This window comes from Streptomyces sp. MMG1121, assembly GCF_001280015.1.
Classification (GTDB): Bacteria; Actinomycetota; Actinomycetes; order Streptomycetales; family Streptomycetaceae; genus Streptomyces.
The window spans coordinates 1-25243 of the sequence record NZ_LGDV01000198.1; the positions used below are offsets into that span (position 1 = coordinate 1).

General features: G+C 68.1%; 38 protein-coding genes. 3 read left to right on the top strand and 35 right to left on the bottom strand.

What is annotated here, in order from left to right; all coding sequences use genetic code 11:
• Both ADK64_RS23675 and ADK64_RS23680 read right to left on the bottom strand, forming a co-directional pair.
• On the bottom strand, window positions 1-909 hold a 909-nt coding region (locus tag ADK64_RS23675), incomplete at its 3' end, for an NAD(P)H-hydrate epimerase (protein WP_107093065.1).
• Window positions 910-955: 46 nt separating this feature from the next.
• On the bottom strand, window positions 956-1327 hold the full coding sequence (locus ADK64_RS23680; protein ID WP_053661869.1) for a holo-ACP synthase: 372 nt from the start codon (window positions 1325-1327) through the stop codon (window positions 956-958).
• An 85-nt stretch (window positions 1328-1412) separates the two neighbouring features.
• On the opposite strand from ADK64_RS23680, the gene ADK64_RS23685 reads away from it, so the two are divergent.
• A complete protein-coding gene (locus ADK64_RS23685; protein ID WP_053661870.1) occupies window positions 1413-2192 on the top strand; it encodes an SDR family NAD(P)-dependent oxidoreductase in 780 nt (259 codons plus the stop codon).
• Between the two features lie 11 nt (window positions 2193-2203).
• Here the strand turns inward: ADK64_RS23685 and glmS are convergent, their stop codons facing one another.
• Window positions 2204-4051, bottom strand: a complete 1848-nt coding sequence (gene glmS, locus ADK64_RS23690; RefSeq protein WP_078992800.1) for a glutamine--fructose-6-phosphate transaminase (isomerizing) — start codon at window positions 4049-4051, stop codon at window positions 2204-2206.
• A 219-nt stretch (window positions 4052-4270) separates the two neighbouring features.
• On the opposite strand from glmS, the gene coaA reads away from it, so the two are divergent.
• Window positions 4271-5239, top strand: coding sequence for a type I pantothenate kinase (gene coaA, locus ADK64_RS23695; RefSeq protein WP_053661930.1), 969 nt, complete (start codon window positions 4271-4273; stop codon window positions 5237-5239).
• A gap of 72 nt (window positions 5240-5311) precedes the next feature.
• Here the strand turns inward: coaA and glmM are convergent, their stop codons facing one another.
• The 3 genes from glmM to rplM form a co-directional block, all read right to left on the bottom strand.
• Complete coding sequence (gene glmM / locus ADK64_RS23700) at window positions 5312-6670, bottom strand: phosphoglucosamine mutase (RefSeq protein WP_053661872.1); 1359 nt, start codon at window positions 6668-6670, stop codon at window positions 5312-5314.
• Between the two features lie 151 nt (window positions 6671-6821).
• On the bottom strand, window positions 6822-7334 hold the full coding sequence (gene rpsI / locus ADK64_RS23705; RefSeq protein WP_053661873.1) for a 30S ribosomal protein S9: 513 nt from the start codon (window positions 7332-7334) through the stop codon (window positions 6822-6824).
• Between the two features lie 42 nt (window positions 7335-7376).
• Entirely contained in the window at window positions 7377-7820 is a 444-nt protein-coding gene (gene rplM / locus ADK64_RS23710) for a 50S ribosomal protein L13 (protein WP_053661874.1), read from the bottom strand.
• 298 nt (window positions 7821-8118) lie between these two features.
• Between rplM and ADK64_RS23715 the strand changes: the two genes are divergently transcribed.
• Window positions 8119-8994 carry a hypothetical protein gene (locus ADK64_RS23715; protein ID WP_053661875.1) on the top strand — a complete coding sequence of 292 codons (876 nt, stop codon included), beginning with the start codon at window positions 8119-8121 and terminating at the stop codon, window positions 8992-8994.
• Between the two features lies 1 nt (window position 8995).
• Here the strand turns inward: ADK64_RS23715 and truA are convergent, their stop codons facing one another.
• From truA to rplD, 29 genes are all read right to left on the bottom strand, one after another.
• Window positions 8996-9850, bottom strand: coding sequence for a tRNA pseudouridine(38-40) synthase TruA (gene truA / locus ADK64_RS23720; RefSeq protein WP_053661876.1), 855 nt, complete (start codon window positions 9848-9850; stop codon window positions 8996-8998).
• 74 nt (window positions 9851-9924) lie between these two features.
• Window positions 9925-10419: a 50S ribosomal protein L17 gene (gene rplQ, locus ADK64_RS23725; RefSeq protein ID WP_053661877.1), complete on the bottom strand. Its 495-nt coding sequence runs from the start codon at window positions 10417-10419 to the stop codon at window positions 9925-9927.
• Window positions 10420-10536: 117 nt separating this feature from the next.
• Entirely contained in the window at window positions 10537-11559 is a 1023-nt protein-coding gene (locus tag ADK64_RS23730; RefSeq protein WP_053661878.1) for a DNA-directed RNA polymerase subunit alpha, read from the bottom strand.
• Between the two features lie 144 nt (window positions 11560-11703).
• Window positions 11704-12108 (bottom strand): 30S ribosomal protein S11, encoded by a 405-nt coding sequence (gene rpsK, locus ADK64_RS23735; RefSeq protein ID WP_003956432.1) that lies wholly within the window; start codon window positions 12106-12108, stop codon window positions 11704-11706.
• A gap of 67 nt (window positions 12109-12175) precedes the next feature.
• Window positions 12176-12556, bottom strand: coding sequence for a 30S ribosomal protein S13 (rpsM, locus tag ADK64_RS23740; protein ID WP_053661879.1), 381 nt, complete (start codon window positions 12554-12556; stop codon window positions 12176-12178).
• A 194-nt stretch (window positions 12557-12750) separates the two neighbouring features.
• Entirely contained in the window at window positions 12751-12864 is a 114-nt protein-coding gene (gene rpmJ, locus ADK64_RS23745) for a 50S ribosomal protein L36 (RefSeq protein ID WP_003998809.1), read from the bottom strand.
• Between the two features lie 59 nt (window positions 12865-12923).
• On the bottom strand, window positions 12924-13145 hold the full coding sequence (infA, locus tag ADK64_RS23750) for a translation initiation factor IF-1 (RefSeq protein ID WP_003948620.1): 222 nt from the start codon (window positions 13143-13145) through the stop codon (window positions 12924-12926).
• A gap of 162 nt (window positions 13146-13307) precedes the next feature.
• Window positions 13308-14144, bottom strand: a complete 837-nt coding sequence (gene map, locus ADK64_RS23755) for a type I methionyl aminopeptidase (protein ID WP_053661880.1) — start codon at window positions 14142-14144, stop codon at window positions 13308-13310.
• Window positions 14145-14244: 100 nt separating this feature from the next.
• Window positions 14245-14907: an adenylate kinase gene (locus tag ADK64_RS23760; RefSeq protein ID WP_053661881.1), complete on the bottom strand. Its 663-nt coding sequence runs from the start codon at window positions 14905-14907 to the stop codon at window positions 14245-14247.
• Window positions 14907-16220, bottom strand: coding sequence for a preprotein translocase subunit SecY (gene secY, locus ADK64_RS23765; protein ID WP_053661882.1), 1314 nt, complete (start codon window positions 16218-16220; stop codon window positions 14907-14909). Before secY ends, ADK64_RS23760 begins: the two co-directional genes overlap by 1 nt.
• A gap of 244 nt (window positions 16221-16464) precedes the next feature.
• Window positions 16465-16920 carry a 50S ribosomal protein L15 gene (rplO, locus tag ADK64_RS23770; RefSeq protein WP_023547373.1) on the bottom strand — a complete coding sequence of 152 codons (456 nt, stop codon included), beginning with the start codon at window positions 16918-16920 and terminating at the stop codon, window positions 16465-16467.
• 2 nt (window positions 16921-16922) lie between these two features.
• Window positions 16923-17105 carry a 50S ribosomal protein L30 gene (rpmD, locus tag ADK64_RS23775; protein WP_003974250.1) on the bottom strand — a complete coding sequence of 61 codons (183 nt, stop codon included), beginning with the start codon at window positions 17103-17105 and terminating at the stop codon, window positions 16923-16925.
• Window positions 17105-17710: a 30S ribosomal protein S5 gene (gene rpsE, locus ADK64_RS23780; RefSeq protein ID WP_015658456.1), complete on the bottom strand. Its 606-nt coding sequence runs from the start codon at window positions 17708-17710 to the stop codon at window positions 17105-17107. The genes rpmD and rpsE overlap by 1 nt, the downstream gene beginning before the upstream one ends.
• Before the next feature lie 39 nt (window positions 17711-17749).
• Entirely contained in the window at window positions 17750-18133 is a 384-nt protein-coding gene (gene rplR, locus ADK64_RS23785; RefSeq protein ID WP_053661883.1) for a 50S ribosomal protein L18, read from the bottom strand.
• Between the two features lie 3 nt (window positions 18134-18136).
• On the bottom strand, window positions 18137-18676 hold the full coding sequence (gene rplF / locus ADK64_RS23790) for a 50S ribosomal protein L6 (protein WP_053661884.1): 540 nt from the start codon (window positions 18674-18676) through the stop codon (window positions 18137-18139).
• Between the two features lie 24 nt (window positions 18677-18700).
• Entirely contained in the window at window positions 18701-19099 is a 399-nt protein-coding gene (gene rpsH, locus ADK64_RS23795) for a 30S ribosomal protein S8 (protein ID WP_007384075.1), read from the bottom strand.
• 210 nt (window positions 19100-19309) lie between these two features.
• Window positions 19310-19495, bottom strand: coding sequence for a type Z 30S ribosomal protein S14 (locus ADK64_RS23800; protein WP_003948630.1), 186 nt, complete (start codon window positions 19493-19495; stop codon window positions 19310-19312).
• Between the two features lie 5 nt (window positions 19496-19500).
• Window positions 19501-20058, bottom strand: coding sequence for a 50S ribosomal protein L5 (gene rplE, locus ADK64_RS23805; RefSeq protein ID WP_053661885.1), 558 nt, complete (start codon window positions 20056-20058; stop codon window positions 19501-19503).
• Window positions 20058-20381 carry a 50S ribosomal protein L24 gene (gene rplX, locus ADK64_RS23810; RefSeq protein ID WP_030671805.1) on the bottom strand — a complete coding sequence of 108 codons (324 nt, stop codon included), beginning with the start codon at window positions 20379-20381 and terminating at the stop codon, window positions 20058-20060. Before rplX ends, rplE begins: the two co-directional genes overlap by 1 nt.
• A 2-nt stretch (window positions 20382-20383) precedes the next feature.
• A complete protein-coding gene (gene rplN / locus ADK64_RS23815; protein ID WP_003998823.1) occupies window positions 20384-20752 on the bottom strand; it encodes a 50S ribosomal protein L14 in 369 nt (122 codons plus the stop codon).
• A gap of 98 nt (window positions 20753-20850) precedes the next feature.
• Window positions 20851-21138: a 30S ribosomal protein S17 gene (gene rpsQ, locus ADK64_RS23820; RefSeq protein ID WP_003992363.1), complete on the bottom strand. Its 288-nt coding sequence runs from the start codon at window positions 21136-21138 to the stop codon at window positions 20851-20853.
• Window positions 21138-21362, bottom strand: a complete 225-nt coding sequence (gene rpmC, locus ADK64_RS23825) for a 50S ribosomal protein L29 (protein ID WP_003974259.1) — start codon at window positions 21360-21362, stop codon at window positions 21138-21140. Before rpmC ends, rpsQ begins: the two co-directional genes overlap by 1 nt.
• Window positions 21362-21781: a 50S ribosomal protein L16 gene (gene rplP, locus ADK64_RS23830; protein ID WP_007443989.1), complete on the bottom strand. Its 420-nt coding sequence runs from the start codon at window positions 21779-21781 to the stop codon at window positions 21362-21364. The genes rpmC and rplP overlap by 1 nt, the downstream gene beginning before the upstream one ends.
• A 5-nt stretch (window positions 21782-21786) precedes the next feature.
• Window positions 21787-22608 (bottom strand): 30S ribosomal protein S3, encoded by an 822-nt coding sequence (gene rpsC, locus ADK64_RS23835; RefSeq protein ID WP_003998826.1) that lies wholly within the window; start codon window positions 22606-22608, stop codon window positions 21787-21789.
• Window positions 22608-22955, bottom strand: coding sequence for a 50S ribosomal protein L22 (gene rplV, locus ADK64_RS23840; protein ID WP_003974262.1), 348 nt, complete (start codon window positions 22953-22955; stop codon window positions 22608-22610). Before rplV ends, rpsC begins: the two co-directional genes overlap by 1 nt.
• A 44-nt stretch (window positions 22956-22999) precedes the next feature.
• A complete protein-coding gene (rpsS, locus tag ADK64_RS23845; protein WP_003948639.1) occupies window positions 23000-23281 on the bottom strand; it encodes a 30S ribosomal protein S19 in 282 nt (93 codons plus the stop codon).
• A gap of 12 nt (window positions 23282-23293) precedes the next feature.
• Window positions 23294-24130 carry a 50S ribosomal protein L2 gene (rplB, locus tag ADK64_RS23850; RefSeq protein WP_018543909.1) on the bottom strand — a complete coding sequence of 279 codons (837 nt, stop codon included), beginning with the start codon at window positions 24128-24130 and terminating at the stop codon, window positions 23294-23296.
• A gap of 40 nt (window positions 24131-24170) precedes the next feature.
• The gene (gene rplW / locus ADK64_RS23855; RefSeq protein ID WP_053661886.1) at window positions 24171-24590 is read right to left on the bottom strand and encodes a 50S ribosomal protein L23; all 420 of its coding nucleotides are present in this window, start codon (window positions 24588-24590) and stop codon (window positions 24171-24173) included.
• Complete coding sequence (rplD, locus tag ADK64_RS23860; protein ID WP_053661887.1) at window positions 24590-25243, bottom strand: 50S ribosomal protein L4; 654 nt, start codon at window positions 25241-25243, stop codon at window positions 24590-24592. The genes rplW and rplD overlap by 1 nt, the downstream gene beginning before the upstream one ends.

Sequence of the window (25243 nt, forward strand, 5' to 3'; positions counted from 1 at the left end):
CCCCCCCCCCCCCCAGGCCTCCCCCCGCCCCGCCTTCGCCGGCCCCTGATCGGACACGAGCGTCTCCGGGAAGCGGGCGATGACCGCGTCCCCGGCCGGACCGACGTACCGTACGGCCCCCGCCCCGCCCCGCAGCGCCCCGGACACGGCGAGCACGGCCGCCCCCGGATAGCGCGCGGACCCGGCCGCGATCCCGACGACGCCCCGCCGGTACTTGTCGCTCTCCGCGCCCGGCACGGGCAGCAGCCGCGCCACATCGGCGTGCTGCAAGGCCTCCAGCTCGCCCTCGCCCGGCGGTTCCAGCCCGATGTCGACCAGCCGTACGACACCTGCGTACTCCCGCGCCGGATCGACCAGCAGTCCGGGCTTGTACGCGCCGAAGGTCACGGTGAGGTCGGCCCGGACCGCGGCCCCCCGCACCTCCCCGGTGCCGGCCTCGACCCCGCTGGGCAGATCCACCGCCACCACGGCGGCCCGCGCGCGCCCGGCGGCATCGGCCAGGGCCGCCGCCTCGGGCCGCAGCCCGCCCCTGCCGCCGATCCCGACGATCCCGTCCACGACGAGGTCGGCCCGCTCGATCGCCTCCTCGACGGCGGCGCGGGCCACGACACCGCCCGCCCGGCGCAGCGCCGCCAGCCCACCGGCGTGCGCGCGCTCGGGCGCGAGCAGGACGGCCGTCACGCCGGCCCCGCGCCGGGCCAGCCGCGCCCCCGCGTACAGGGCGTCCCCGCCGTTGTCCCCGCTGCCGACGAGCAGCACCACCCGGCTGCCGTACACCCGCCCGAGCAGCTCCGCACAGGCAGCGGCCAGCCCCGCGGCGGCCCGCTGCATCAGCGCGCCCTCCGGCAGCCGCGCCATGAGGGCCCGTTCGGCCGCCCTTACCGTCTCCACGCTGTACGCAGTACGCATGGCACCGAGTCTGCCCCGCAACCCCCGCCCGTTACACCCGGACCGCTCACCCCTCGGCGACCACCACCGCCGAGGCGACACCGGCGTCGTGACTCAACGACACGTGCCAGGACCGCACGCCCAGTTCCGCGGCCCGCTCGGCCACGGTCCCACGCACCCGCAACCGGGGCTGCCCGCTGTCCTCGACGTACACCTCGGCGTCGGTCCAGTGCAGCCCGGGCGGCGCCCCCAGGGCCTTCGCCAGCGCCTCCTTGGCCGCGAACCGGGCCGCGAGCGAGGCGATCCCGCGCCGCTCCCCGCTGGGCAGCAGCAGCTCCGCCGCCACGAACAGCCGGTCGGCCAGCCCGGGCGTACGCTCCAGCGACGCCCGGAACCGGTCGATCTCGGCGACATCGATCCCCACTCCGATGATGCTCATGCCGGGCAGCCTACGGTCGCCCGGCGGGACCGCGTCCCTCGTTCGCCCCTGTGCCGCCGGTCGCGTGCCGTCTACGCTCCGGCCCATGACATCCCAGACCTATCTCCGCGACCTGTTCTCGCTGGACGACCGCACCGCCCTGGTGACCGGAGGCAGTTCCGGCATCGGCCGGGCCATCGCCGGGGCGCTGGCGCGGGCCGGCGCCCGGGTGGTGGTCGTGGCCCGGCGGAAGGAACAACTCACCGACACGGTCGACGAGTTGAGAGCCGCCGGCGGGCGGGCGGCCTGGGTCGCCGGCGATCTGGGCAGCCGGGACGGGGTGCGTGCGGCGGCCGAGGAGGCGGCCGAGGTCTTCGGGGAGCCCGACATCCTCGTCAACTCCGCCGGAATCAACCTCAGGCCGCCGATGAGCGAACTGGGCGAGGACGTGTGGGACGCCACCCTGGCCGTGAACCTGGAGGCGCCCTTCCTGCTGGGGCGGCGGTTCGGGCCCGGCATGGCCGAGCGGGGCTTCGGCCGGATCATCCACGTCACCTCGCAGCAGGCCCACCGCGCCTTCGTGCAGAGCGGTGCCTACGGCGTCTCCAAGGGCGGGCTGGAGTCGCTGGCCCGCTCGCAGGCGGAGGCCTGGTCGCCGTACGGCGTCACCGTCAACACGCTGGTGCCGGGCTTCGTGATGACGCCGTTGAACGAGCGGCTGGCCGTCGACCCCGAGAAGGTGGCGGCGCTGGCCGCGCGCACGATGACCGGCCGCAACGGTCTCGCCGAGGACTTCGAGGGCGCGGCCGTGTTCCTCGCGAGCCGCGCCTCCGCCTACGTCACCGGCCACTCGCTCTTCGTGGACGGCGGCCTGTCGGTGCACTGAGCCGCGGGGGCTCACTCCACCGTGACCGACTTGGCCAGGTTGCGCGGCTGGTCCACCTCGTTGCCCCGCGCGGTGGCCAGCTCGCACGCGAAGACCTGGAGGGGGACGGTGGCGACCAGGGGCTGGAGCAGGGTCGGGGTGGCCGGGATACGGATCAGGTGGTCGGCGTAGGGGACCACCGTCTCGTCGCCCTCCTCCGCGATCACGATCGTGCGCGCCCCGCGGGCCCGGATCTCCTGGATGTTGGAGACGATCTTGTCGTGCAGGACCGAGCGGCCGCGCGGGGAGGGTACGACCACGACCACCGGCACGTCCTCCTCGATCAGCGCGATCGGCCCGTGCTTCAGCTCGCCCGCGGCGAAGCCCTCGGCGTGCATGTAGGCGAGTTCCTTGAGCTTGAGCGCGCCTTCGAGGGCGACCGGGTAGCCCACGTGCCGGCCGAGGAAGAGCACCGTGTCCTTCGACGCCAGCGTCCGCGCGAGCGCCCGCACCGGCTCCATGGTCTCCAGGACCCGCTCGACCTCCACCGAGATCCGGGAGAGGTCCTTGATGACGGCCTGGATCTCGTCGCCCCACTTGGTGCCGCGCACCTGGCCCAGATACAGCGCCACCAGGTAGCAGGCCACCAGCTGGGTCAGGAACGCCTTGGTGGAGGCGACGGCGACCTCGGGGCCGGCGTGCGTGTACAGCACCGCGTCCGACTCGCGCGGGATGGTCGAGCCGTTGGTGTTGCAGATGGCCAGCACCTTGGAGCCCTGCTCACGGGCGTGCCTGAGCGCCATCAGGGTGTCCATGGTCTCGCCGGACTGGGAGATGGCGATCACCAGGGAGCGGCCGTCCAGGATCGGGTCCCGGTAGCGGAACTCGCTGGCCAGCTCCACCTCGCACGGGATGCGCGTCCAGTGCTCGATGGCGTACTTGGCGATCAGCCCGGCGTGGAAGGCCGTACCGCAGGCGACGATGACGACCTTGTCGATCTCGCGCAGCTCGGAGGGCGAGATCCGTACCTCGTCCAACGTCAGCGAGCCCGACGGATCGATCCGGCCGAGCAGTGTGTCGGCGACCGCCTTGGGCTGCTCGGCGATCTCCTTGAGCATGAAGTAGTCGTAGCCGCCCTTCTCGGCGGCGGAGGCGTCCCAGTCCACGTGGTAGCTGCGGACCTCGGCCGGGCTGCCGTCGAAGCCCGTCACCGTCACGCCGTCGCGGCGCAGTTCCACCACCTGGTCCTGCCCCAGCTCGATCGCGGAGCGCGTGTGCGCGATGAACGCGGCGACGTCGGAGGCCAGGAACGCCTCGCCCTCGCCGACGCCCACGACCAGCGGCGAGTTGCGGCGCGCGCCCACGACCACGTCCGGCGCGTCGGCGTGCACCGCGACCAGCGTGAACGCTCCCTCCAGCCGCCGGCACACCAGCCGCATGGCCTCCGCCAGGTCGGCGGTCGCCGAGAACTCCTCGGCGAGCAGATGGGCGACCACCTCGGTGTCCGTCTCGGACGTCAGCTCGTGGCCCCGCTCGGCCAGTTCGCCGCGCAGGAGCGCGAAGTTCTCGATGATGCCGTTGTGAACGACGGCGACCCGGCCCGCGTTGTCGAGGTGGGGATGGGCGTTGCCGTCGGTGGGGCCGCCGTGTGTGGCCCACCGGGTGTGGCCGATGCCGGTCGCGCCCGCCGGCAACGGCCGTTCGAGCAGCTCCTTCTCCAGGTTGACCAGCTTCCCGGCCCGCTTCGCCGCGGCCAGCCCGCCGTCCGCCGGCACGGCGACTCCGGCCGAGTCGTACCCCCGGTACTCCAGCCGCTTCAGCCCGGCCATCACGACATCGAGCGCCGACTGCGACCCTACGTATCCCACGATTCCGCACATGCGCCGCAGCCTACGACCCCGGAACGGCCCGATCAGGCCTCCGCCTGCCCGAAATCGGAATTTCCCACCGTCGTACGAACCTCTTCTTGCGCTCGAACCGCTCCGCACGCTCGAACGCCCCTCGACACCCGGTCGGCCGGACCGGGCGCGTGACGGACCCCACCCGCCACCGAGTTCAAACTCCGTTAACAATGGAATGTGATCTCACCGGTCTCCTCGATGCCCCGGAGCGCCCACCGGCACAGGCCGGAGGCGACTCCCTACGTCGATCTCACCCGCGCCGAGTGGAGCGCGCTGCGCGAGAAGACGCCGCTGCCGCTCACCGCCGAGGAGGTGGAGAAGCTGCGCGGTCTGGGCGATGTCATCGACCTGGACGAGGTGCGGGACGTCTACCTCCCGCTCTCCCGGCTCCTCAACCTCTACGTCGGCGCCACGGACGGACTCAGAGGGGCGCTGAACACGTTCCTCGGCGAAAAGGGCTCCCAGTCGGGCACCCCGTTCGTCATAGGTGTCGCCGGCTCCGTGGCCTGCGGCAAGTCCACCGTCTCCCGCCTGCTGCAGGCCCTGCTCTCACGCTGGCCCGAACACCCGCGCGTGGAGCTGGTCACGACGGACGGCTTCCTGCTGCCCACCCGGGAGCTGGAGGCCCGCGGCCTGATGTCGCGGAAGGGATTCCCCGAGTCCTACGACCGCCGGGCCCTGACCCGTTTCGTCGCCGACATCAAGGCCGGCAAGGACGAGGTGACGGCGCCCGTCTACTCCCACCTGATCTACGACATCCTCCCGGACCAGCGCCTGACCGTCCGCCGCCCGGACATCCTGATCGTCGAGGGCCTGAACGTCCTCCAGCCCGCCCTGCCCGGCAAGGACGGCCGCACCCGGGTCGGCCTCGCGGACTACTTCGACTTCAGCGTGTACGTCGACGCGAGCGCCGAGGACATCGAGCGCTGGTACCTCAACCGCTTCAAGAAGCTGCGCCAGACGGCGTTCCAGAACCCGTCGTCGTACTTCCGCAAGTACACCCAGGTCTCCGAGGAGGAGGCCCTCGACTACGCCCGCACCCTCTGGCGGACGATCAACAAGCCCAACCTGGTCGAGAACATCGCCCCCACCCGCGGCCGGGCCGCCCTGGTGGTCCGCAAGGGCCCCGACCACAAGGTGCAGCGACTGAGGCTGCGCAAGCTGTAGTTGACCGGAAGGGGTGCGGGGAACCGTGCGACGAGCCACGCCGCGCGGTTCCCGGCACCCCCTGCCCGAACATCAGCCCAATGCCGACTTCACCGCATCGGCGAGCCGCCCGGCGACAGACCGAGCCTGATCGATGTCCGCGGCCTCCACCATCACCCGCACCAACGGCTCGGTACCGGAAGGCCGCAACAACACCCGCCCGGTCGCCCCGAGTTCCCGCTCGGCCTCGGCAACGGCAGCGGCAAGGTCGGCAGACGTACCCACACGCGACTTGTCCACGTCCGGGACGTTGATCAGCACCTGCGGCAGCCGCTCCATGACAGACGCCAGCTCCCGCAGCGTACGACCGCTCTGGGCGACCCGCGCCGCCAGCAGCAGCCCGGTCAGCGTGCCGTCACCGGTGGTGGCGTGGTCGAGGATGATCACGTGCCCGGACTGCTCGCCGCCCAGGGCGTACCCGTGCTCCTTCATCTCCTCCAGCACGTACCGGTCGCCCACGGCGGTCTGCACGAGCCGGATCCCGGCCCGCTCCATGGCCAGTTTGAAGCCGAGGTTGGACATGACCGTCGCCACGACCGTGTCGGACCGCAGAGCGGAACGCTCCCGCAGGTCCAGCGCGAGCACGGCGAGGATCTGGTCGCCGTCGACCTCCTCGCCGGTGTGGTCCACGGCCAGGCAGCGGTCGGCGTCGCCGTCGTGGGCGATGCCGAAGTCGGCGCGGTGCTCCAGGACGGCGGCCTTCAGCTGGCCCAGGTGGGTCGAGCCGCAGCCGTCGTTGATGTTGAGCCCGTCGGGCTCGGCACCGATGGTGACGACCTCGGCGCCCGCCCGGGAGAACGCCTCCGGCGAGACCCCCGAGGCCGCGCCGTGCGCTTCGTCCAGGACGATCTTCAGCCCGTCGAGCCGGTTCGGCAGCGCGCCGAGAAGGTGGCTGACGTACTGCTCGAAGCCCTCCTCGTACGACCGCACGCGCCCGACGCCCGCGCCGGTGGGCCGCTGCCAGGGCTCGCCGTGCCGGTGGGACTCGTACACCGCCTCGATGCGGTCCTCCAGCTCGTCGGCGAGCTTGTGGCCGCCGCGGGCGAAGAACTTGACGCCGTTGTCCGGCATGGCGTTGTGGCTGGCGGAGAGCATCACGCCGAGATCGGCGCCGAGCGCGCCGGTCAGATACGCCACCGCGGGGGTCGGCAGGACGCCGACGGTCAGGACGTCCACGCCGGCGCTCGCGAGGCCCGCGACCACGGCCGCCTCCAGGAACTCACCGGACGCGCGCGGATCCCGCCCGACCACCGCCTTCGGCCGGTGGCCCGCGAAAGTGCCCGCCTCTGCCAGCACGTGCGCCGCGGCCACGGAGAGGCCGAGCGCCATCTCGGCGGTCAGATCCGCGTTGGCGACACCGCGCACACCGTCCGTGCCGAAGAGTCGTCCCACTTGTCCTCCTGAGGAAACATGCGATCACACAAGCCGCTGAGCGGCTGAGCGTCTTGTGTCGTTATACGCCCTTGGCTGGGATAAACGAACGCCCCGACGGCACATGTGGCGTGCCGCCGGGGCGTTCGGAGTACGAGCAGGCAGCTGCTGTTTAGCGCTTGCTGTACTGCGGGGCCTTGCGGGCCTTCTTCAGACCGGCCTTCTTGCGCTCGACCGCACGGTCGTCGCGCTTGAGGAAGCCGGCCTTCTTGAGCGCGCCGCGGTTGTTGTCGACGTCCGCCTCGTTCAGCGCACGGGCGACACCGAGACGGAGCGCACCGGCCTGACCGGAGACACCGCCACCCGCGATGCGGGCGATGACGTCGTAACGGCCCTCGAGCTCGAGCACCTTGAAGGGCTCGTTGACTTCCTGCTGGTGCACCTTGTTCGGGAAGTAGTCCTCGAGGGTGCGACCGTTGATCTTCCACTTGCCGGTGCCCGGGACGATCCGGACGCGGGCGATGGCGTTCTTGCGACGACCCAGGCCGGCGGCCGGCTGGGGCTCGCCGAAGCGGGAGGCCATGGACTCCGAGGTGTACTCACCCTCGACGGGGACCTCGGACTCGGTGGTGTAGCTCTCGATGTCGATCTCTTCGATCGGCTGCTCGGCAGTGGTCTCGGCCACGATTCTCCTCAGATTCTCTTCAGTCTTAGGGGGTGGCCGGACTTACTGCGCGACCTGGGTGATCTCGAACGGCACCGGCTGCTGCGCAGCGTGCGGGTGCACGTCACCCTTGTAGACCTTCAGCTTCGAGAGCATCTGACGGCCCAGCGTGTTCTTGGGGAGCATGCCCTTGACGGCCTTCTCGATGGCCTTCTCGGGGTTCTTGTCCAGCAGCTCGTCGTAGCGGACGGAGCGCAGACCGCCCGGGTAGCCGGAGTGGCGGTACGCCATCTTCTGGGTCCGCTTGTTGCCGGAGAGGTGCACCTTGTCGGCGTTGACGATGATGACGAAGTCACCGGTGTCGACGTGGGGCGCGTAGATCGGCTTGTGCTTGCCCCGCAGGAGGGACGCGGCGGTGGTGGCGAGACGGCCCAGGACAACGTCCTGAGCGTCGATGACGTGCCACTGGCGCGTCACATCGCCGGGCTTGGGGCTGTACGTACGCACGGTTCGTAGCCTTCGCTTCGAGTGAATGGTCCTGAACAGGTCACCGAAACGATCACGACAGCCTCGACCGCACCGCGGTGACGCAAACCGCGTGCTGATCGCTGGTCATCGGCCCGGTGGACCGGTGTAAGGGCCCGTCCCGTGAGAATGAGCAAGCCAATACACAACGAAGAAGCAGGTTACCTGCCAGCCCCCGGACGGGTCAAAACGAGTCCCTTCCCCCACATGTCGACGGACAAACGCGGCATGCCGCCCGACGCGCTCCGGCACCCCACGGCCCCCGTCTAAGATGCGCCCCATGAGTTACGGGCAGGGGGGACCCCAGTCTCAGTGGGATCCCTGGAAACCTAATTCCCAGCAGCCATGGACCAACGGCGGCGACGACGGGACTCCGGACTGGGCCGCGCTCGCCGAGGCCTCCGAGACCCGGAACAAGCGCCGCAAGCTGCTGTTCATCGGCGGCGGCGCGCTGGCCACCGTCGCCGTCGGCACCGCCGTGGCCCTGGCCGTCGTGTCCGCGAACGGGGACAACCACGCCTCGGGCAACCCGACCAACCTGCCCGCCAGCGCCTCCGTGCCGAGCGGCTCGGCCACGCCGTCCTTCGCACCCACCAGCGCCCCGCCGCCGCTGGACCCGAAGGACTTCATATCCAGCTCCAAGAAGGACACCGCCCCGCTCAGCGCCGGCACCCTCTTCCCGGGCACCCAGCTGACCATGGGCGACACCGTGTACAAGAAGGGCGCCACGGCCGACACCACGAGCTGCGCCACCGCGGCCGGCGGCAAACTGCCGAAGATCCTCACCGCCAACGGCTGCACCCGGCTGATCCGCGCGACCTACACCCACGGCGGTGTCGCGGCCACCGTCGGAGTCGCCGTCTTCGACTCCCAGGCCGAGGCCACGAAGGTCAAGGCCCAGGCCGCCAAGAACGCCATGGTGCGCGCCCTGCCTGGCAAGGGCGTCAAGGACTTCTGCAACGCCGCGGTCTGTCTGACCACCACGAACGCCGTCGGCCGCTACGCCTACTTCACGACGGTCGGCTTCACCGACGGCAAGAACGTCACCGGCAAGGACACGCAGGTCTTCACCACCGGCACCAACCTGCAGGATTTCATCTTCAACCAGATCTACCGCCGGGGGCAGGCCCAGGCGTCCGCGGCGGCGAACCAGTAGCTCAGCAGCACCCCGCCGACGGAAGCGAGCGCTTGTTCCGCGCCTCCTTGTTGCGCGCGGCCAGCAGCTCGTCGGCGGGGTAGCCGACCTCCTCCAGGGTCAGCCCGTGCGGCCGTACGACATGGACGGCGGAGTCCCGCACACCCGCGGCCAGCACCTTGCCGGGCCACTCGGGCCCGCGGTGCCCGTCCCCGACGAACAGCAGCGCGCCGATCAGCGAGCGCACCATGTTGTGGCAGAAGGCGTCGGCGCGCACGGTCGCGGTGATGATCCCGTCGGACCCGCGCACGAGGCTCAGCTCCTGCAGCGTACGGATCGTGGTCGCACCCTCACGCCGCTTGCAGTAGGCGGCGAAGTCGTGCTCGCCGAGCAGCGCCCGCGCGGCCTCGTTCATGGCGTCCACGTCGAGCGGCCAGTCGTGCCACAGGACGTGGCCCCGCAGCAGGGGGTCCACTCCCCCGGGACTGTCGGTGACCCGGTACGCGTAGCGCCGCCAGATCGCCGAGAAGCGCGCGTTGAAACCCTCGGGAGCCTCCGTCAGGCTCCAGACCCGTACGTCCTTGGGCAGCCGCCCGGCGAGCCGCTTCAGCAGCTTCTCCCGGTGCTCCGCCCACAGCTCGGCCGGCAGATCCACATGGGCCACCTGCCCGCGCGCGTGCACACCCGCGTCGGTCCGCCCGGCCACGGTCAGCTCGTACGTCGTGTCCTTCGTACGCGTCACCGTCCGCAGGGCGTCCTCGATCTCCGCCTGCACGGTCCGCTTGCCGCCGGCCTGCTTGGCCCAGCCGTGGAAGTCGGCGCCGTCGTAGGACAGGTCGAGGCGGATACGGACGTGTCCGGGCTGTACTTCACTCACTCCTGGATCCTCTCAGGTACGCAAAAGCGGGCCCGCCCGGTGAAGGGCGGACCCGCTCAGCTCAAGGCAGAGCCTCAGGCGTCCTTGGACTCCTCGGCAGCGGCCTCCTCGGCCGGAGCCTCGGTGGTCTCCGCGGCCTTGGCCTCCTCGGCCTCCTTGACCGCACGCTTGGTGGCGGCCTCGGCCTCGCCGGTGGCCTGCTGCTGCACCGTCAGCGCCTCGACCAGCTCGATGACGGCCATGGGCGCGTTGTCGCCACGGCGGTTACCGATCTTGGTGATGCGGGTGTAGCCACCCGGACGGTTCTCGTAGCGCGGGCCGATCTCGGTGAAGAGCGTGTGCACGATGCTCTTGTCCGTGATCACCTGGAGCACCTGACGGCGGTTGTGAAGGTCGCCCTTCTTCGCCTTGGTGACCAGACGCTCGGCGTACGGACGCAGCTTGCGCGCCTTCGCCTCGGTGGTGGTGATGCGGCCGTGCTCGAAGAGGCTCTTCGCGAGGTTCGCGAGGAGCAGCTTCTCGTGCGCGGCGCTGCCGCCCAGACGGGCACCCTTGGTGGGCTTCGGCATGGTTCTTCTCCTGTGTGTCTGCCCCGGCCGTATCAGGTACCGAAGTCAGTATCCGAGCAGGCGGTCGCCTGTCGGAGATCCGGGGTCCGTCGCAGCGGACCCCGGAGTGGGTGGAGATCAGTACTGCTCGGTCTCCACGAAGCCCGCGTCCGCGTCGTCGTCGGCGCCGAAGGCGTCGGCAGCGGCCGTGGGGTCGAATCCGGGCGGGCTGTCCTTGAGCGCCAGGCCCATGCCGGCCAGCTTCGCCTTGACCTCGTCGATGGACTTCGCACCGAAGTTGCGGATGTCCAGGAGGTCGGCCTCGGAGCGGGCGACGAGCTCACCCACGGAGTGGATGCCCTCACGCTTGAGGCAGTTGTAGGAGCGGACCGTGAGCTCCAGCTCCTCGATCGGCAGCGCCAGGTCGGCGGCAAGGGCGGCGTCCGTGGGGGACGGGCCCATGTCGATGCCCTCGGCGTCGATGTTCAGCTCGCGGGCGAGACCGAACAGCTCGACCAGGGTCTTACCGGCGGAGGCCATGGCGTCACGCGGACGCATCGCCTGCTTGGTCTCGACGTCGACGATCAGCTTGTCGAAGTCGGTGCGCTGCTCGACACGCGTGGCCTCGACCTTGTACGTGACCTTGAGAACCGGCGAGTAGATCGAGTCGACCGGGATACGGCCGATCTCCTGGCCCACCTGCTTGTTCTGCACGGCGGAGACGTAACCGCGACCGCGCTCGACGGTCAGCTCCATCTCCAGCTTGCCCTTGCCGTTGAGCGTGGCGAGGACGAGGTCGGGGTTGTGCACCTCGACACCGGCCGGGGGCGCGATGTCGGCGGCGGTGACCAGACCCGGGCCCTGCTTGCGCAGGTACATCACGACCGGCTCGTCGTGCTCCGAGGAGACGACCAGCTGCTTGATGTTGAGGATCAGGTCGGTGACGTCCTCCTTGACGCCCGGCACGGTGGTGAACTCGTGCAGGACGCCGTCGACGCGGATGCTGGTGACAGCAGCGCCGGGGATCGACGACAGGAGCGTACGGCGGAGGGAGTTGCCGAGGGTGTAGCCGAAGCCCGGCTCCAGCGGCTCGATCACGAACCGGGAGCGGAACTCGTCGACGACCTCTTCGGTCAACGAGGGACGCTGAGCGATCAGCATGTGTGGATCAGATCCTTCTTTCGTGGACGCCCGCTATTTGACGCCCGACGGAAACCGCACCCCTGAAAAGTGCGGGTATTGCAAGGGTACGGGCGGCACGGCCCGAAGGAGCCGTACCGCCCGAATCCGACAAGCAGCCAGACCTCAGACGCGGCGGCGCTTGGGCGGACGGCAGCCGTTGTGCGGGGTCGGGGTGACGTCCTGGATGGAGCCGACCTCGAGGCCCGTGGCCTGCAGGGAGCGGATCGCGGTCTCACGACCGGAACCCGGGCCCTTGACGAACACGTCGACCTTGCGCATGCCGTGCTCCTGGGCGCGGCGGGCAGCCGACTCGGCGGCCATCTGCGCGGCGAACGGCGTGGACTTCCGGGAGCCCTTGAAGCCGACGTGGCCGGCGGAGGCCCAGGAGATCACGTTGCCGGACGGGTCCGTGATCGAGACGATCGTGTTGTTGAACGTGCTCTTGATGTGCGCGTGGCCGTGAGCGACGTTCTTCTTTTCCTTGCGGCGCACCTTCTTGGCAGCGCCCTGACGACCCTTGGGGGGCATCTATAACTCCTACAGGGAGGTGGTCGGTCCTACAGCGAAGACCGCTGGACGGCGAGTCCGCTGCGGACTACTTCTTGCCCGGCTTCTTCTTGCCGGCGATGGCGCGACGCGGGCCCTTGCGGGTACGAGCGTTCGTGCTGGTGCGCTGACCGCGGACGGGCAGACCGCGACGGTGACGCAGACCCTGGTAGCAACCGATCTCGACCTTGCGGCGGATGTCGGCCTGGATCTCGCGACGAAGGTCACCCTCGGTCTTGATGTTGCTGTCGACGTACTCGCGGATCGCGACCAGCTGCTCTTCAGTCAGGTCACGGACGCGGGTGTTCGGGTCGACGCCGGTCGCAGCCAGCGTCTCCTGCGAGAGGGTCCGGCCGATGCCGAACACGTAGGTGAGGGCGACCTCCACGCGCTTTTCGCGCGGGATGTCAACACCGGAAACGCGTGCCATTCAATGGCTCCTGGTGATCTTCGGAGGTCTTCCGCAGAACCGGTTCCCAGCCGCCGTATCAGGTACGAACTGGGTCCTCGGCCTCCGAACCGAGGGTGTCGAGCCGCGTCGGGCTCGGGTTCTGCGTATGAACAAATTCAGCTCGCGTCGCGCGAAGACTCTGCGATAGCGGTGCAGAGGGAGATGGTCGTGCGTCAGCCCTGGCGCTGCTTGTGGCGCGGGTTCTCGCAGATGACCATGACCCGGCCGTGACGGCGGATCACCCTGCACTTGTCGCAGATCTTCTTGACGCTCGGCTTGACCTTCATTGGTGAGGTTCTCCGGGTCAGTGCCATCGCTCCGGGCGGGCCCGGGGCGCGGGCAAGATCTACTTGTACCGGTAGACGATCCGGCCACGCGTCAGGTCGTACGGAGACAGCTCCACCACGACCCGGTCGTCAGGGAGGATACGGATGTAGTGCATACGCATCTTGCCGCTGATGTGTGCCAGGACCTGGTGACCGTTCTGGAGCTCGACCTTGAACATGGCGTTCGGCAGAGACTCGACGACAGTGCCCTCGATCTCGATGGCACCTTGCTTCTTGGCCACGCTTCGCCCTTCGAATCGACTACCTTGATCGACTCTCTCACTCACCCCGGGAGGCGAGTGCGCAAGCATGCGGACATGCGGGTGCACGAGAGCCGACGAGTCAGTCTACGTCGGCGCACCCGGAAAGGCGAATCGAGGAAGTCTGCCCCAGGCCGGAGATCATTACGCCAGCGGGTCCGGCGCGGCCGTGATGCCGTACTCGGCGAGCTTCGCCTTGCCGCCGTCGGGAGCGGTGAGGACCAGGGGGCCCTCCGCCGTCAGGGCGATCGAGTGCTCCCAGTGGGAGGACCAGGTGCCGTCCGTGGTGATGACCGTCCAGTCGTCCGACAGGACCTCCGTACGCGGGGTGCCGAGGGAGACCATCGGCTCGATCGCGAGGCAGATGCCGGGGACCAGCTTGGGGCCCTTGCCGCGGCGGCGGTCGACGTAGTTCAGCAGATGCGGGTCCATGTGCATCTCGGTGCCGATGCCGTGGCCGCCGTAGTCCTCGATGATCCCGTACTTGCCGCCGCCGGGCTTCGGCTGGCGGCGGATGTAGGTCTCGATTGCCCGGGAGATGTCGACCAGGCGGCTGCCCTGCTTCATGGCTGCGATGCCGGCCCACATCGACTCTTCGGTGACCCGGGACAGCTCGACCAGTTCCGGAGCGTGGCCGGAGCCGACGAAGGCGGTGTAGGCCGCGTCGCCGTGCCAGCCGTCGATGATCGCGCCGCAGTCGATGGAGATGATGTCGCCGTCCTTCAGGACGACGTCGTCGGAGGGGATGCCGTGGACGACCACGTCGTTGACCGAGGTGCAGATCGTCGCGGGGAAGCCGCCGTACCCCAGGAAGTTCGACTTCGCACTGTGCTCGGCGAGGACCTTGCGGGCGACGTCGTCCAGGTCCTTGGTGGTGGCGCCGGGGACCGCGGCCTCACGGGTGGCCGCGTGGATGGCGGCGACGACCAGGCCCGCCGCACGCATCTTGGCGATCTGCTCCGGCGTCTTGATCTGCACCATGGGGGGCCTGCGCTCTCCGTCACTCACGTGGGCTGGGTTATCTGTACAACAGTACGGCCGCGGCACCCCGGAGGGCACCGCGGCCGGAAGGGGCCGAATTCTACTGCTCGGCCTTCTCGCGCTTGAGGGCCTCCAGCGCCCGCTGCGTGATCTCGTCCACGGGGCCCAGGGAGGAGATGGTCACGACCAGGCCCTGTGCCTTGTAGTAGTCGATGATCGGCTCGGTCTGCGTGTGGTAGACCTCGAGCCGCTTGCGGACGGTGCCCTCGGAGTCGTCGTCGCGCTGGTACAGCTCACCGCCGCAGACGTCGCAGACGCCCTCCTTCTTCGGCGGGCTGTACGTCACGTGGAACACGTGCGACGAGTCGTTGCGGCAGATGCGACGGCCGGCGATCCGCTTGACGACCTCGTCCTCCGGGACCTCCAGGTCCAGGACGGCGTCCAGCTTGATGGCCTCCGTCGTCAGCAGCTCGTCCAGCGCCTCGGCCTGCGAGACATTCCGCGGGAAGCCGTCCAGCAGGAAGCCGTTCTCCGCGTCCGGCTGCTCCATGCGGTCCTTGGCCATCGCGATGGTGACCGAGTCCGGCACCAGCTCGCCCCGGTCCATGTAGGACTTCGCGTCCATGCCCAGCTCGGTCTGCCGGCTGATGTTGGCCCGGAACAGGTCGCCCGTCGAGATGTGCGGGATTTTCAGCTCTTCTGCGAGGCGGACGGCTTGCGTTCCCTTACCGGCACCCGGCGGCCCGACGAGGACGATACGCATCAGCGGAGGAACCCTTCGTAATTGCGCTGCTGGAGCTGGCTCTCGATCTGCTTCACCGTCTCGAGACCGACACCCACGATGATCAGGATGCTGGTACCGCCGAACGGGAAGTTGTTCGTCGCCCCGAACCCGACCAACGCCATTGTTGGCACGAGAGCAATCAGACCCAGATACAGCGAACCCGGCCAGGTGATCCGGTTGAGTACGTAGCTGAGGTACTCAGCGGTCGGTCGGCCAGCCCGGATGCCCGGGATGAAGCCACCATACTTCTTCATGTTGTCGGCGACTTCCTCGGGGTTGAAGGAGATCGCCACGTAGAAGAACGCGAAGAAAACGATGAGCAAGAAGTACAGAGTGATGTAAATCGGGTGGTCGCCCTTGGTCAGGTTGTTGGTGATCCAGGTCTTCCAGCTCGAGTTGCCGCCCGCGAACTGCGCCACGAGTGCCGGGATGTAGAGCAGCGAGGAGGCGAAGATGACGGGAATCACACCCGCCTGGTTCACCTTGAGCGGGATGTACGTGGACGTACCGCCGTAGGAACGACGGCCGATCATGCGCTTCGCGTACTGCACCGGGATGCGGCGCTGGGCCTGCTCGACGAAGACGACGAGCGCGACCATCACCAGGCCGACCAGGATCACGGTGCCGAACTCGATCCAGCCGCCGGCCAGCGTGCCCTGCTTCTTGATCGCCCACAGCGCGGACGGGAAGGTCGCGGCGATCGAGATGAACATCAGGATCGACATGCCGTTGCCGATGCCGCGGTCGGTGATCAGCTCACCGAGCCACATCACGACACACGTACCGGCGGTCATGCAGATGACCATGGTGATCGTCTGGAAGATCGCCTGGTCCGGGACGATGCTCGACGCGACCGAGCAGCCGTTGAAGAGCGCGCCGCTGCGGGCGGTGGCGACCAGACCGGTGCCCTGGAGGATGGCGAGCGCCACGGTCAGATACCGGGTGTACTGCGTGATCTTCGCCGTGCCCGCCTGGCCCTCCTTCTTCAGGGCTTCCAGGCGCGGGATGACCACGGTCAGCAGCTGAAGAATGATGCTGGCCGTGATGTACGGCATGATGCCGAGCGCGAAGATCGTGATCTGGAGCAGCGCACCACCGCTGAACATGTTCACGAGACCGAACAGGCCCTGGTTGGCCCCCGCCTCGCTCACACACTGCTGGACGGCCTTGTAGTTGACGCCGGGGATCGGGATGTGGGTACCGACCCGGTAGACCACGATGATGCCCAGCGTGAAGAGCAGCTTCTTGCGCAGGTCGGGCGTCCTGAACGCCCGGGCGAACGCGGTGAGCACGGTGCCTCCTGCGACCCCCGCGCAAGTGCGTCAAGGGTGACGGTCTTGAGGTTCGACGGATACAGACGAATATCTAACGGCCAACTGCCGCCCAGGGTGCCCCATGGGAAGCACCCAGTGAAAGTAGGCAGTGCTGGCCACCTTACCGGCGAGAGCACCACCCGTGGAACGACCGACCGGGGATACCCCTTTTGTGGGGTATCCCCGGTCGGGATCGCTCACGTCATCGAGACGTCCGAGAGACTCAGACGAGCTCGGTGACCGTACCGCCGGCGGCGGTGATCTTCTCCTTGGCGGAGCCGGAGACGGCGTCGACCGTCACCTGCAGCGCCACGGAGATCTCGCCCTGGCCGAGGACCTTGACGAGGCTGTTCTTGCGAACGGCACCCTTGGCCACCAGACCCTCGACGGTGACTTCGCCACCCTCGGGGTAGAGCGCGGCCAGCTTGTCGAGGTTCACGACCTGGAACTCGGTCTTGAACGGGTTCTTGAAGCCCTTCAGCTTCGGAAGACGCATGTGGAGGGGCATCTGGCCACCCTCGAAGCGCTCCGGAACCTGGTAACGAGCCTTCGTACCCTTGGTACCACGACCGGCCGTCTTACCCTTCGACGCCTCACCACGACCGACACGGGTCTTGGCGGTCTTGGCGCCCGGGGCGGGACGGAGGTTGTGGATCTTGAGCGGGTTCTGCTCCGCCATGATCAGTCGACCTCCTCGACCGTCACGAGGTGGCGGACGGTGTGCACCATGCCGCGGAACTCGGGGCGGTCCTCCTTGACGACCTGCGTGTTGATGCCCTTGAGACCAAGGGAACGCAGGGTGTCACGGTGGTTCTGCTTGCTGCCGATGTAGGACTTGACCTGCGTGATCTTGAGCTGAGCCATCACGCACCCGCCCCGGCACGCGCACGCAGCAGAGCCGCGGGAGCGACGTCCTCGAGCGGCAGACCACGGCGGGCCGCGACCTCCTCGGGACGCTGCAGACCCTTCAGGGCCTCCACGGTCGCGTGCACGATGTTGATCGCGTTGTCGGAGCCGAGCGACTTCGACAGGATGTCGTGGATACCGGCGCACTCGAGCACGGCACGCACCGGACCACCGGCGATAACACCGGTACCCGGGGACGCGGGCTTGAGCAGCACGACGCCGGCAGCCTTCTCACCCTGGATGGGGTGGGGGATGGTGCCCTGGATACGGGGGACCTTGAAGAAGTGCTTCTTGGCCTCCTCAACACCCTTGGCGATGGCGGCCGGCACCTCCTTGGCCTTGCCGTAACCGACACCCACGGTGCCGTCACCGTCGCCCACCACGACCAGCGCGGTGAAGCTGAAGCGACGACCACCCTTCACAACCTTGGCGACGCGGTTGATCGCGACAACGCGCTCAACGTACGCGGTCTTCTCGGCGGCAGCAGCGCCGCCGTCACGGCCCTTCCGGTCCCGCCGCTCGCCGCCACCGGCACCGCCACCGCGGCGCTGGGGTCCAGCCATTGGAATTACCTCTCTCTTTTTCCGCTAGCTACGGCAGGCTCAGAACTTGAGCCCGGCTTCGCGGGCGGCGTCCGCCAGGGCGGCGATGCGCCCGGCGTACTGGTTGCCACCACGGTCGAACACGACAGCCTCGACACCGGCGGCCTTGGCACGCTCGGCGACCAGGGCGCCGACCTGCTTGGCCTGCGCGGACTTGTCGCCCTCGCCACCGCGCACGGACGCGTCCAGAGTGGACGCGGACGCCAGGGTGTGGCCCTTGAGGTCGTCGATCACCTGCGCCACGATGTGGCGGTTGGAGCGGGTCACGACCAGACGGGGACGCTCCGCCGTACCGGAAAGGTTCTTGCGGATCCGGATGTGACGGCGCTTGATCGCGGCGCGCTTGTAAGCGTCGCCCTTGAGGATCTTCTGCCCGTATGCCATGGCTTACTTACCCGCCTTTCCGACCTTGCGGCGGATGACTTCGCCCTCGTACTTGACGCCCTTGGCCTTGTACGGGTCAGGCTTGCGCAGCTTGCGGATGTTGGCCGCAACCTCGCCGACCTTCTGCTTGTCGATGCCCTCGACCGAGAACCGGGTGGGGGCCTCCACCTTGAAGGTGATGCCCTCGGGGGCCTCGACGGTGATCGGGTGGCTGTAGCCGAGAGCGAACTCGAGGTTCGAACCCTTGGCGGTCACGCGGTAACCGACACCACTGATCTCGAGCTTCTTCACGTAACCCTGGGTCACGCCGGTGATCATGTTCGCCACCAGCGTGCGGGACAGGCCGTGCAGGGCCTTGTTCTGACGCTCGTCGTTCGGGCGCGTCACCTCGAGGGTGCCGTCCTCGCCCTTAGCGATGTCGATCGGCGCGACGACGGTGTGGGTCAGCGTGCCCTTGGGGCCCTTGACCGAGACCGTACGGCCGTCGATGGTGACGTCCACGCCGGCGGGAACCGTGATGGGGAGCTTGCCAATACGCGACATAGCTGTTTCCTCCGTTCCCTTCCGTTACCAGACGTAGGCGAGGACTTCCCCACCCACGCCCTTCTTGCCGGCCTGCTTGTCGGTGAGGAGCCCGTGCGACGTGGAGATGATCGCCACGCCCAGGCCGCCGAGCACCTTCGGCAGGTTGGTGGACTTCGCGTACACCCGGAGACCGGGCTTGGAGATCCGCTTGATGCCCGCGATGGAGCGCTCACGGTTCGGGCCGAACTTCAGCTCGAGAACGAGGTTCTTACCGACCTCGGCGTCCTCGACCTTCCAGCCCGTGATGAAGCCCTCCTGCTGGAGGATCTCCGCGATGTGAGACTTGATCTTCGATGCCGGCATCGTCACGGAGTCGTGGTATGCCGAGTTCGCGTTCCGCAGACGCGTAAGCATGTCTGCGATCGGATCAGTCATGGTCATGAATTGGCCTTCGGCCTCTCTCGCCGGGGTTTCCTGGTGCGCCATCCCTCTCCCCGATCCGAGACGGGACGGGTGCGGCGCGGTGGACCTACGGCGTAGTAAGTCGTACGGGCGGCAGACGCCCAACCCCACAAGCCTAAGGCATGCGGAGAAGGGCCCCTGCCGACCCAGATGCTTACCGAGAGCTTCAGGAATCCCTAAAAACAGGGATTACCAGGAGCTCTTGGTCACGCCCGGCAGCTCGCCACGGTGAGCCATCTCACGAAGGCACACGCGGCACAGGCCGAACTTGCGGTACACGGAGTGCGGGCGGCCGCAGCGCTGGCAGCGGGTGTAGCCACGCACACCGAACTTGGGCTTGCGAGCAGCCTTAGCGATCAGAGCCTTCTTCGCCATCTCGCTCACGCCTCCTTGAACGGGAAGCCGAGGTGACGAAGGAGCGCGCGGCCCTCAGCGTCGTTGGTCGCCGTGGTGACCACGGTGATGTCCATACCCCGGACACGGTCGATCTTGTCCTGGTCGATCTCGTGGAACATGACCTGCTCCGTGAGACCGAAGGTGTAGTTGCCACGGCCGTCGAACTGCTTGGGGGACAGGCCACGGAAGTCGCGGATGCGCGGCAGCGCGAGCGACAGGGTGCGGTCCAGGAACTCCCACATGCGGTCGCCACGGAGCGTGACGTGGGCACCGATCGGCTGGCCCTCACGCAGCTTGAACTGCGCGATGGACTTACGGGCCTTGGTGACGGCCGGCTTCTGACCCGTGATCGTGGTGAGGTCGCGGATGGCGCCCTCGATCAGCTTGGAGTCGCGGGCGGCGTCGCCCACACCCATGTTGACCACGATCTTGACGAGGCCGGGAACCTGCATGACGTTCTCGTACTTGAACTCGTCACGCAGCTTGCCCGCGATCTCCTCGCGGTACTTCGTCTTCAGACGCGGAGTGGTGGTGGTAGCCATCAGATGTCCTCACCCGTCCGCTTGGCAACGCGGATCTTGTTGCCTTCGTCGTCGAAGCGGTAACCGACACGCGTGACAACCTTGTTGCCGTCCTTCTCAACGACCAGCTGGACGTTGGAGACGTGGATCGGCGCCTCGGTCGTGACGATGCCGCCGGCCTGGGAACCGCGAGCGGTCGGGCCGGCCTTGGTGTGCTTCTTGACCCGGTTGACACCCTCGACCAGGACACGGTCCTCGCGGGGGTAGGCCGCGATGACCTTGCCCTGCTTGCCCTTGTCCTTACCGGTGATGACCTGGACCAGGTCGCCCTTCTTGATCTTCATGCTTACAGCACCTCCGGCGCGAGCGAGATGATCTTCATGAACTTCTTCTCGCGCAGCTCACGGCCGACCGGGCCGAAGATACGGGTGCCGCGAGGGTCGCCGTCGTTCTTCAGAATGACGGCGGCGTTCTCGTCGAAGCGGATGTACGAGCCGTCCGGACGGCGGCGCTCCTTGACGGTGCGAACGATGACCGCCTTGACGACGTCACCCTTCTTCACGTTGCCACCGGGGATCGCGTCCTTGACGGTGGCGACGATGACGTCACCGATGCCCGCGTAGCGGCGACCGGAGCCACCGAGCACACGGATGCAAAGGATCTCCTTCGCACCAGTGTTGTCGGCGACGCGCAGTCGCGACTCCTGCTGGATCACGTCTATCTCCTGTTTGTCTGCCGGTTCCCGGCAGGGGCCTCAGTACGAGTGCCCCTGCCGAGCCTGGCGGAACTGACCTGCGGGTTTGCCCGCAGGAATTACTTGGCCTTCTCGAGGATCTCGACGACGCGCCAGCGCTTCGTCGCGGACAGCGGCCGGGTCTCCATCAGGAGGACACGGTCGCCGACACCCGCGGCGTTCTGCTCGTCGTGCGCCTTGAGCTTGTTCGTACGGCGGATGACCTTGCCGTACAGCGCGTGCTTGACGCGGTCCTCGACGGCGACGACGACGGTCTTGTCCATCTTGTCGCTGACGACGAGACCCTCGCGGGTCTTGCGGAAGCCGCGGGCCTCTGCAGTCTGCTCAGTCACGTTGCTCTCACTCATCAGGCGCTCTCCACCGTCTCGATGCCCAGCTCGCGCTCACGCATCAGGGTGTAGATCCGCGCGATGTCCTTACGGACGGCCTTGAGCCGACCGTGGTTCTCGAGCTGACCAGTCGCCGCCTGGAAGCGGAGGTTGAACAGCTCTTCCTTGGCCTCGCGGAGCTTCGCCAGAAGCTCCTCGTTGCCCAGCTCGCGCAGCTCGGACGCCTTGGTACCGGCCGACATCACGCTTCACCTGCCTCGCGCTTGACGATCCGGCACTTCATCGGCAGCTTGTGGGCTGCGCGAGTCAGGGCCTCACGGGCGATCTTCTCGTTGGGGTAGGACAGCTCGAACATGACCCGGCCCGGGTGCACGTTCGCGATCCACCACTCCGGAGAACCCTTACCGGAACCCATGCGGGTCTCGGCCGGCTTCTTCGTGAGCGGGCGGTCCGGGTAGATGTTGATCCAGACCTTGCCGCCACGCTTGATGTGGCGGGTCATCGCGATACGGGCCGCCTCGATCTGGCGGTTGGTCACGTACGCCGGCGTGAGGGCCTGGATGCCGTACTCGCCGAACGCAACCGTGGTACCACCCTTGGCCATACCGCGGCGCTTGGGGTGGTGCTGCTTGCGGTGCTTGACCCTACGGGGGATCAGCATTTCGGTCAGGCCTCCGTTCCGGTGCTCTCAGCCGGAGCGGACGCGGGAGCCTCGGCCTTGGGGGCCTCGGCGCCGGCAGCCTGCTGCGGCTTGCGACCGCGCCGCTCGCCACCACGGCCACCACGGGCCGGGCGGTCGGCACCACCACGGGCCGGGCGGTTACCCGCACGGGCCGCAGCGTTCTCGGCGCGGACCTCGGCGATGTTCTTCACGTCGCCCTTGTAGATCCAGACCTTCACACCGATGCGGCCGAAGGTCGTCTTGGCCTCGAAGAAGCCGTAGTCCACGTTCGCGCGGAGCGTGTGCAGGGGCACACGGCCCTCGCGGTAGAACTCCGAGCGGGACATCTCGGCGCCGCCGAGGCGGCCGCCGCACTGGATCTTGATGCCCTTGGCGCCGGCCTTCATCGCCGACTGCATGCTCTTGCGCATGGCACGGCGGAAGGAGACGCGGGAGGAGAGCTGCTCGGCAACGGCCTGGGCAACCAGCTGAGCGTCGGTCTCGGGGTTCTTGACCTCGAGGATGTTCAGCTGGACCTGCTTGCCCGTGAGCTTCTCGAGGTCACCGCGGATGCGGTCGGCCTCGGCGCCACGGCGGCCGATGACGATGCCCGGACGAGCGGTGTGGATGTCCACCCGCACGCGGTCACGGGTGCGCTCGATCTCAACCTTCGAGATGCCGGCGCGCTCCATGCCGGACGTCATCATCCGACGGATGGCGACGTCTTCCTTGACGTAGTCCTTGTACAGCTTGTCGGCGTACCACCGGGACTTGAAGTCCGTGGTGACACCGAGCCGGAACCCATGCGGGTTAACCTTCTGGCCCATTACCGGGTTCCTTCCTTGCTGCTGACGACCACGGTGATGTGGCTGGTCCGCTTGCGGATCCGGTAGGCACGGCCCTGGGCACGCGGCCGGAACCGCTTCAGGGTCGGGCCCTCGTCGACGTAGGCCTCGGAAATGAAGAGGCTGTCGGCGTCGGTGTGGTCGTAGTTGTGCGCGGCGTTGGCGATGGCGCTGTCGAGCACCTTGCCGACCGGCACGGAGGCTGCCTGCGGAGCGAATCGCAGAACAGCCTGAGCCTCCGTGGCGTCCATGCCACGGATCAGGTCCACCACGCGGCGGGCCTTCATGGGCGTGACGCGGATGTACCGCGCCTGGGCCCTGGCTTCCATGGTTGTCCCTCTCAGTTACTTACGTGTCTGAATGCGATCCGCTACTAGCGGCGCTTCGACTTCCGGTCGTCCTTGACGTGGCCCCGGAAGGTGCGGGTCGGCGAGAACTCGCCGAGCTTGTGGCCGACCATCGACTCGGTGACGAACACCGGGATGTGGGTCTTGCCGTTGTGCACCGCGATCGTGTGGCCGAGCATGGCCGGGACGATCATCGAGCGACGGGACCAGGTCTTGATGACGTTCTTGGTACCGGCTTCGTTCTGGACGTCCACCTTCTTGATCAGGTGGTCGTCGACGAAGGGTCCCTTCTTCAAGCTACGAGGCATCTCAACCCGTCCTTAGCGCTTCTTGTTCGTCTTGCGGCGGCGGACGATGTACTTGTTCGACGCCTTCTTGGGCGAACGAGTACGGCCTTCCTTCTTGCCCCACGGGGACACAGGGTGGCGACCACCGGAGGTCCGGCCCTCACCACCACCGTGCGGGTGGTCAACCGGGTTCATGACGACACCACGGACGGTCGGGCGAACGCCCAGCCACCGCTTACGGCCGGCCTTACCCCAGTTGATGTTGCTCTGCTCGGCGTTGCCGACCTCACCGACGGTGGCGCGGCAGCGGACGTCGACGAGACGGATCTCGCCGGACGGCATGCGCAGGTGGGCGTAGGCGCCCTCCTTCGCGAGCAGCTGCACGGAGGCACCGGCGGAGCGGGCGAACTTGGCACCGCCACCGGGACGGAGCTCGATCGCGTGGATCGTGGTACCGACCGGGATGTTGCGGAGGGCCAGGTTGTTGCCCGGCTTGATGTCGGCCCCGGGACCGTTCTCGACGCGGTCACCCTGCTGCAGGTTGCGCGGGGCGAGGATGTAGCGCTTCTCGCCGTCGGCGTAGTGCAGCAGCGCGATGCGCGCGGTGCGGTTGGGGTCGTACTCGATGTGCGCGACCTTCGCCGGCACGCCGTCCTTGTCGTGACGACGGAAGTCGATCACTCGGTAGGCGCGCTTGTGTCCGCCACCCTGGTGGCGAACGGTCACACGACCGGCGTTGTTACGGCCGCCCTTGCTGTGCAGCGGGCGGACCAGCGACTTCTCCGGCGTGGACCGCGTGACCTCGACGAAGTCGGCGACGCTGGCGCCACGACGGCCCGGCGTAGTCGGCTTGTACTTGCGGATTCCCATTTCTCAGTCCTCGTCCGATATCGGACGATCCGGACCGCCCTTAGGCGGTCGGACCGCCGAAGATGTCGATACGGTCGCCCTCGGCGAGGGTCACGATCGCGCGCTTGGTCGCGGCACGCTGACCGAAGCCCGTCTTCGTGCGCTTGCGCTTGCCCTGGCGGTTGATCGTGTTGACCCCGGTGACCTTGACGTCGAAGACCGCCTGGACGGCCTGCTTGATCTGGGTCTTGTTGGCGCCCGGGGCGACGACGAACGTGTACTTGTTCTCGTCGAGGAGCGCGTAGCTCTTCTCCGAGACGACCGGCTTGACCAGCACGTCGCGGGGGTCCGTGAAGGACTTGCTCAGCGGGGTCTCGACGGTGTTCTTGCCCTCGGCGGCGTGGCGGCGCGCCTTGGCGACGCGCGCGGCCTTGGCGGCCTTGGCCGCCTTCGAGGCGATAGCGGGGTGACGGATAGCCATCAGGCCTCGCTCCCTTCGGTGTCATTGGCCTTCGGGCCGGACACGAAGGACTCGAACGCGGACTGGGTGAAGACCACGTCGTCCGAGACGAGAACGTCGTACGTGTTCAGCTGGCCCGGCTCCAGGATGTGGACCTGGGGCAGGTTGCGGGCGGACAGCCACGCGGCCTCGTCGGCGCGCTCGACGACCAGGAGCAGGTTCTTGCGCTCGCTGATCTTGCCGAACAGGCTCTTCGCGGCCTTGGTGGAGACCCCGCCCTCGACCACGCCGGAGACGACGTGGATGCGGTTGTGACGCGCCCGGTCGGTGAGGGCGTGGCGCAGGGCCGCGGCCTTCATCTTCTTCGGGGTGCGCTGCGAGTAGTCACGCGGCACGGGACCGTGCACGACGCCACCACCGGCGAACTGCGGCGCGCGGGTCGAGCCCTGACGGGCGCGGCCGGTGCCCTTCTGGCGGTACGGCTTCTTGCCGCCACCACGGACTTCGCCACGGGTCTTGGTCTTGTGCGTGCCCTGACGGGCAGCGGCCAGCTGCGCGACGACGACCTGGTGGATCAGCGGAATGCTGATCTTCTCCACGTCGAAGATCTCCGCGGGGAGCTCGACGGAACCGGCCTTGTCGCCCGCCGGCGAAAGGATGTCAACAGTGCTCAT

What these genes read in the sequence shown, in the direction of transcription:
- ADK64_RS23685 (WP_053661870.1), top strand. Translation starts at nt 1,413, where the DNA reads ATGACATCCCAGACCTATCTCCGCGACCTGTTCTCGCTGGACGACCGC.
- rpsS (WP_003948639.1), bottom strand. Translation starts at nt 23,281, where the DNA reads ATGCCTCGTAGCTTGAAGAAGGGACCCTTCGTCGACGACCACCTGATC.
- rpsH (WP_007384075.1), bottom strand. Translation starts at nt 19,099, where the DNA reads ATGACCATGACTGATCCGATCGCAGACATGCTTACGCGTCTGCGGAAC.
- glmS (WP_078992800.1), bottom strand. Translation starts at nt 4,051, where the DNA reads ATGTGCGGAATCGTGGGATACGTAGGGTCGCAGTCGGCGCTCGATGTC.
- rplR (WP_053661883.1), bottom strand. Translation starts at nt 18,133, where the DNA reads ATGGCATACGGGCAGAAGATCCTCAAGGGCGACGCTTACAAGCGCGCC.
- rpmJ (WP_003998809.1), bottom strand. Translation starts at nt 12,864, where the DNA reads ATGAAGGTCAAGCCGAGCGTCAAGAAGATCTGCGACAAGTGCAGGGTG.
- ADK64_RS23715 (WP_053661875.1), top strand. Translation starts at nt 8,119, where the DNA reads ATGAGTTACGGGCAGGGGGGACCCCAGTCTCAGTGGGATCCCTGGAAA.
- rpmD (WP_003974250.1), bottom strand. Translation starts at nt 17,105, where the DNA reads ATGGCTCAGCTCAAGATCACGCAGGTCAAGTCCTACATCGGCAGCAAG.
- rplO (WP_023547373.1), bottom strand. Translation starts at nt 16,920, where the DNA reads ATGGCGGAGCAGAACCCGCTCAAGATCCACAACCTCCGTCCCGCCCCG.
- rplQ (WP_053661877.1), bottom strand. Translation starts at nt 10,419, where the DNA reads ATGCCGAAGCCCACCAAGGGTGCCCGTCTGGGCGGCAGCGCCGCGCAC.
- rplW (WP_053661886.1), bottom strand. Translation starts at nt 24,590, where the DNA reads ATGGCTATCCGTCACCCCGCTATCGCCTCGAAGGCGGCCAAGGCCGCC.
- rpsQ (WP_003992363.1), bottom strand. Translation starts at nt 21,138, where the DNA reads ATGAGTGAGAGCAACGTGACTGAGCAGACTGCAGAGGCCCGCGGCTTC.
- rpmC (WP_003974259.1), bottom strand. Translation starts at nt 21,362, where the DNA reads ATGTCGGCCGGTACCAAGGCGTCCGAGCTGCGCGAGCTGGGCAACGAG.
- ADK64_RS23800 (WP_003948630.1), bottom strand. Translation starts at nt 19,495, where the DNA reads ATGGCGAAGAAGGCTCTGATCGCTAAGGCTGCTCGCAAGCCCAAGTTC.
- rplB (WP_018543909.1), bottom strand. Translation starts at nt 24,130, where the DNA reads ATGGGAATCCGCAAGTACAAGCCGACTACGCCGGGCCGTCGTGGCGCC.
- ADK64_RS23680 (WP_053661869.1), bottom strand. Translation starts at nt 1,327, where the DNA reads ATGAGCATCATCGGAGTGGGGATCGATGTCGCCGAGATCGACCGGTTC.
- rplX (WP_030671805.1), bottom strand. Translation starts at nt 20,381, where the DNA reads ATGAAGATCAAGAAGGGCGACCTGGTCCAGGTCATCACCGGTAAGGAC.
- coaA (WP_053661930.1), top strand. Translation starts at nt 4,271, where the DNA reads ATGCCCCGGAGCGCCCACCGGCACAGGCCGGAGGCGACTCCCTACGTC.
- rpsC (WP_003998826.1), bottom strand. Translation starts at nt 22,608, where the DNA reads ATGGGCCAGAAGGTTAACCCGCATGGGTTCCGGCTCGGTGTCACCACG.
- ADK64_RS23730 (WP_053661878.1), bottom strand. Translation starts at nt 11,559, where the DNA reads ATGCTGATCGCTCAGCGTCCCTCGTTGACCGAAGAGGTCGTCGACGAG.
- rplF (WP_053661884.1), bottom strand. Translation starts at nt 18,676, where the DNA reads ATGTCGCGTATTGGCAAGCTCCCCATCACGGTTCCCGCCGGCGTGGAC.
- map (WP_053661880.1), bottom strand. Translation starts at nt 14,144, where the DNA reads ATGGTGCAGATCAAGACGCCGGAGCAGATCGCCAAGATGCGTGCGGCG.
- rplE (WP_053661885.1), bottom strand. Translation starts at nt 20,058, where the DNA reads ATGGCTACCACCACCACTCCGCGTCTGAAGACGAAGTACCGCGAGGAG.
- rpsM (WP_053661879.1), bottom strand. Translation starts at nt 12,556, where the DNA reads ATGGCACGCGTTTCCGGTGTTGACATCCCGCGCGAAAAGCGCGTGGAG.
- rplP (WP_007443989.1), bottom strand. Translation starts at nt 21,781, where the DNA reads ATGCTGATCCCCCGTAGGGTCAAGCACCGCAAGCAGCACCACCCCAAG.
- ADK64_RS23760 (WP_053661881.1), bottom strand. Translation starts at nt 14,907, where the DNA reads ATGCGTATCGTCCTCGTCGGGCCGCCGGGTGCCGGTAAGGGAACGCAA.
- rpsE (WP_015658456.1), bottom strand. Translation starts at nt 17,710, where the DNA reads ATGGCTGGACCCCAGCGCCGCGGTGGCGGTGCCGGTGGCGGCGAGCGG.
- rplD (WP_053661887.1), bottom strand. Translation starts at nt 25,243, where the DNA reads ATGAGCACTGTTGACATCCTTTCGCCGGCGGGCGACAAGGCCGGTTCC.
- rplV (WP_003974262.1), bottom strand. Translation starts at nt 22,955, where the DNA reads ATGGAAGCCAGGGCCCAGGCGCGGTACATCCGCGTCACGCCCATGAAG.
- rpsK (WP_003956432.1), bottom strand. Translation starts at nt 12,108, where the DNA reads ATGCCCCCCAAGGGTCGTCAGGGCGCTGCCAAGAAGGTGCGCCGCAAG.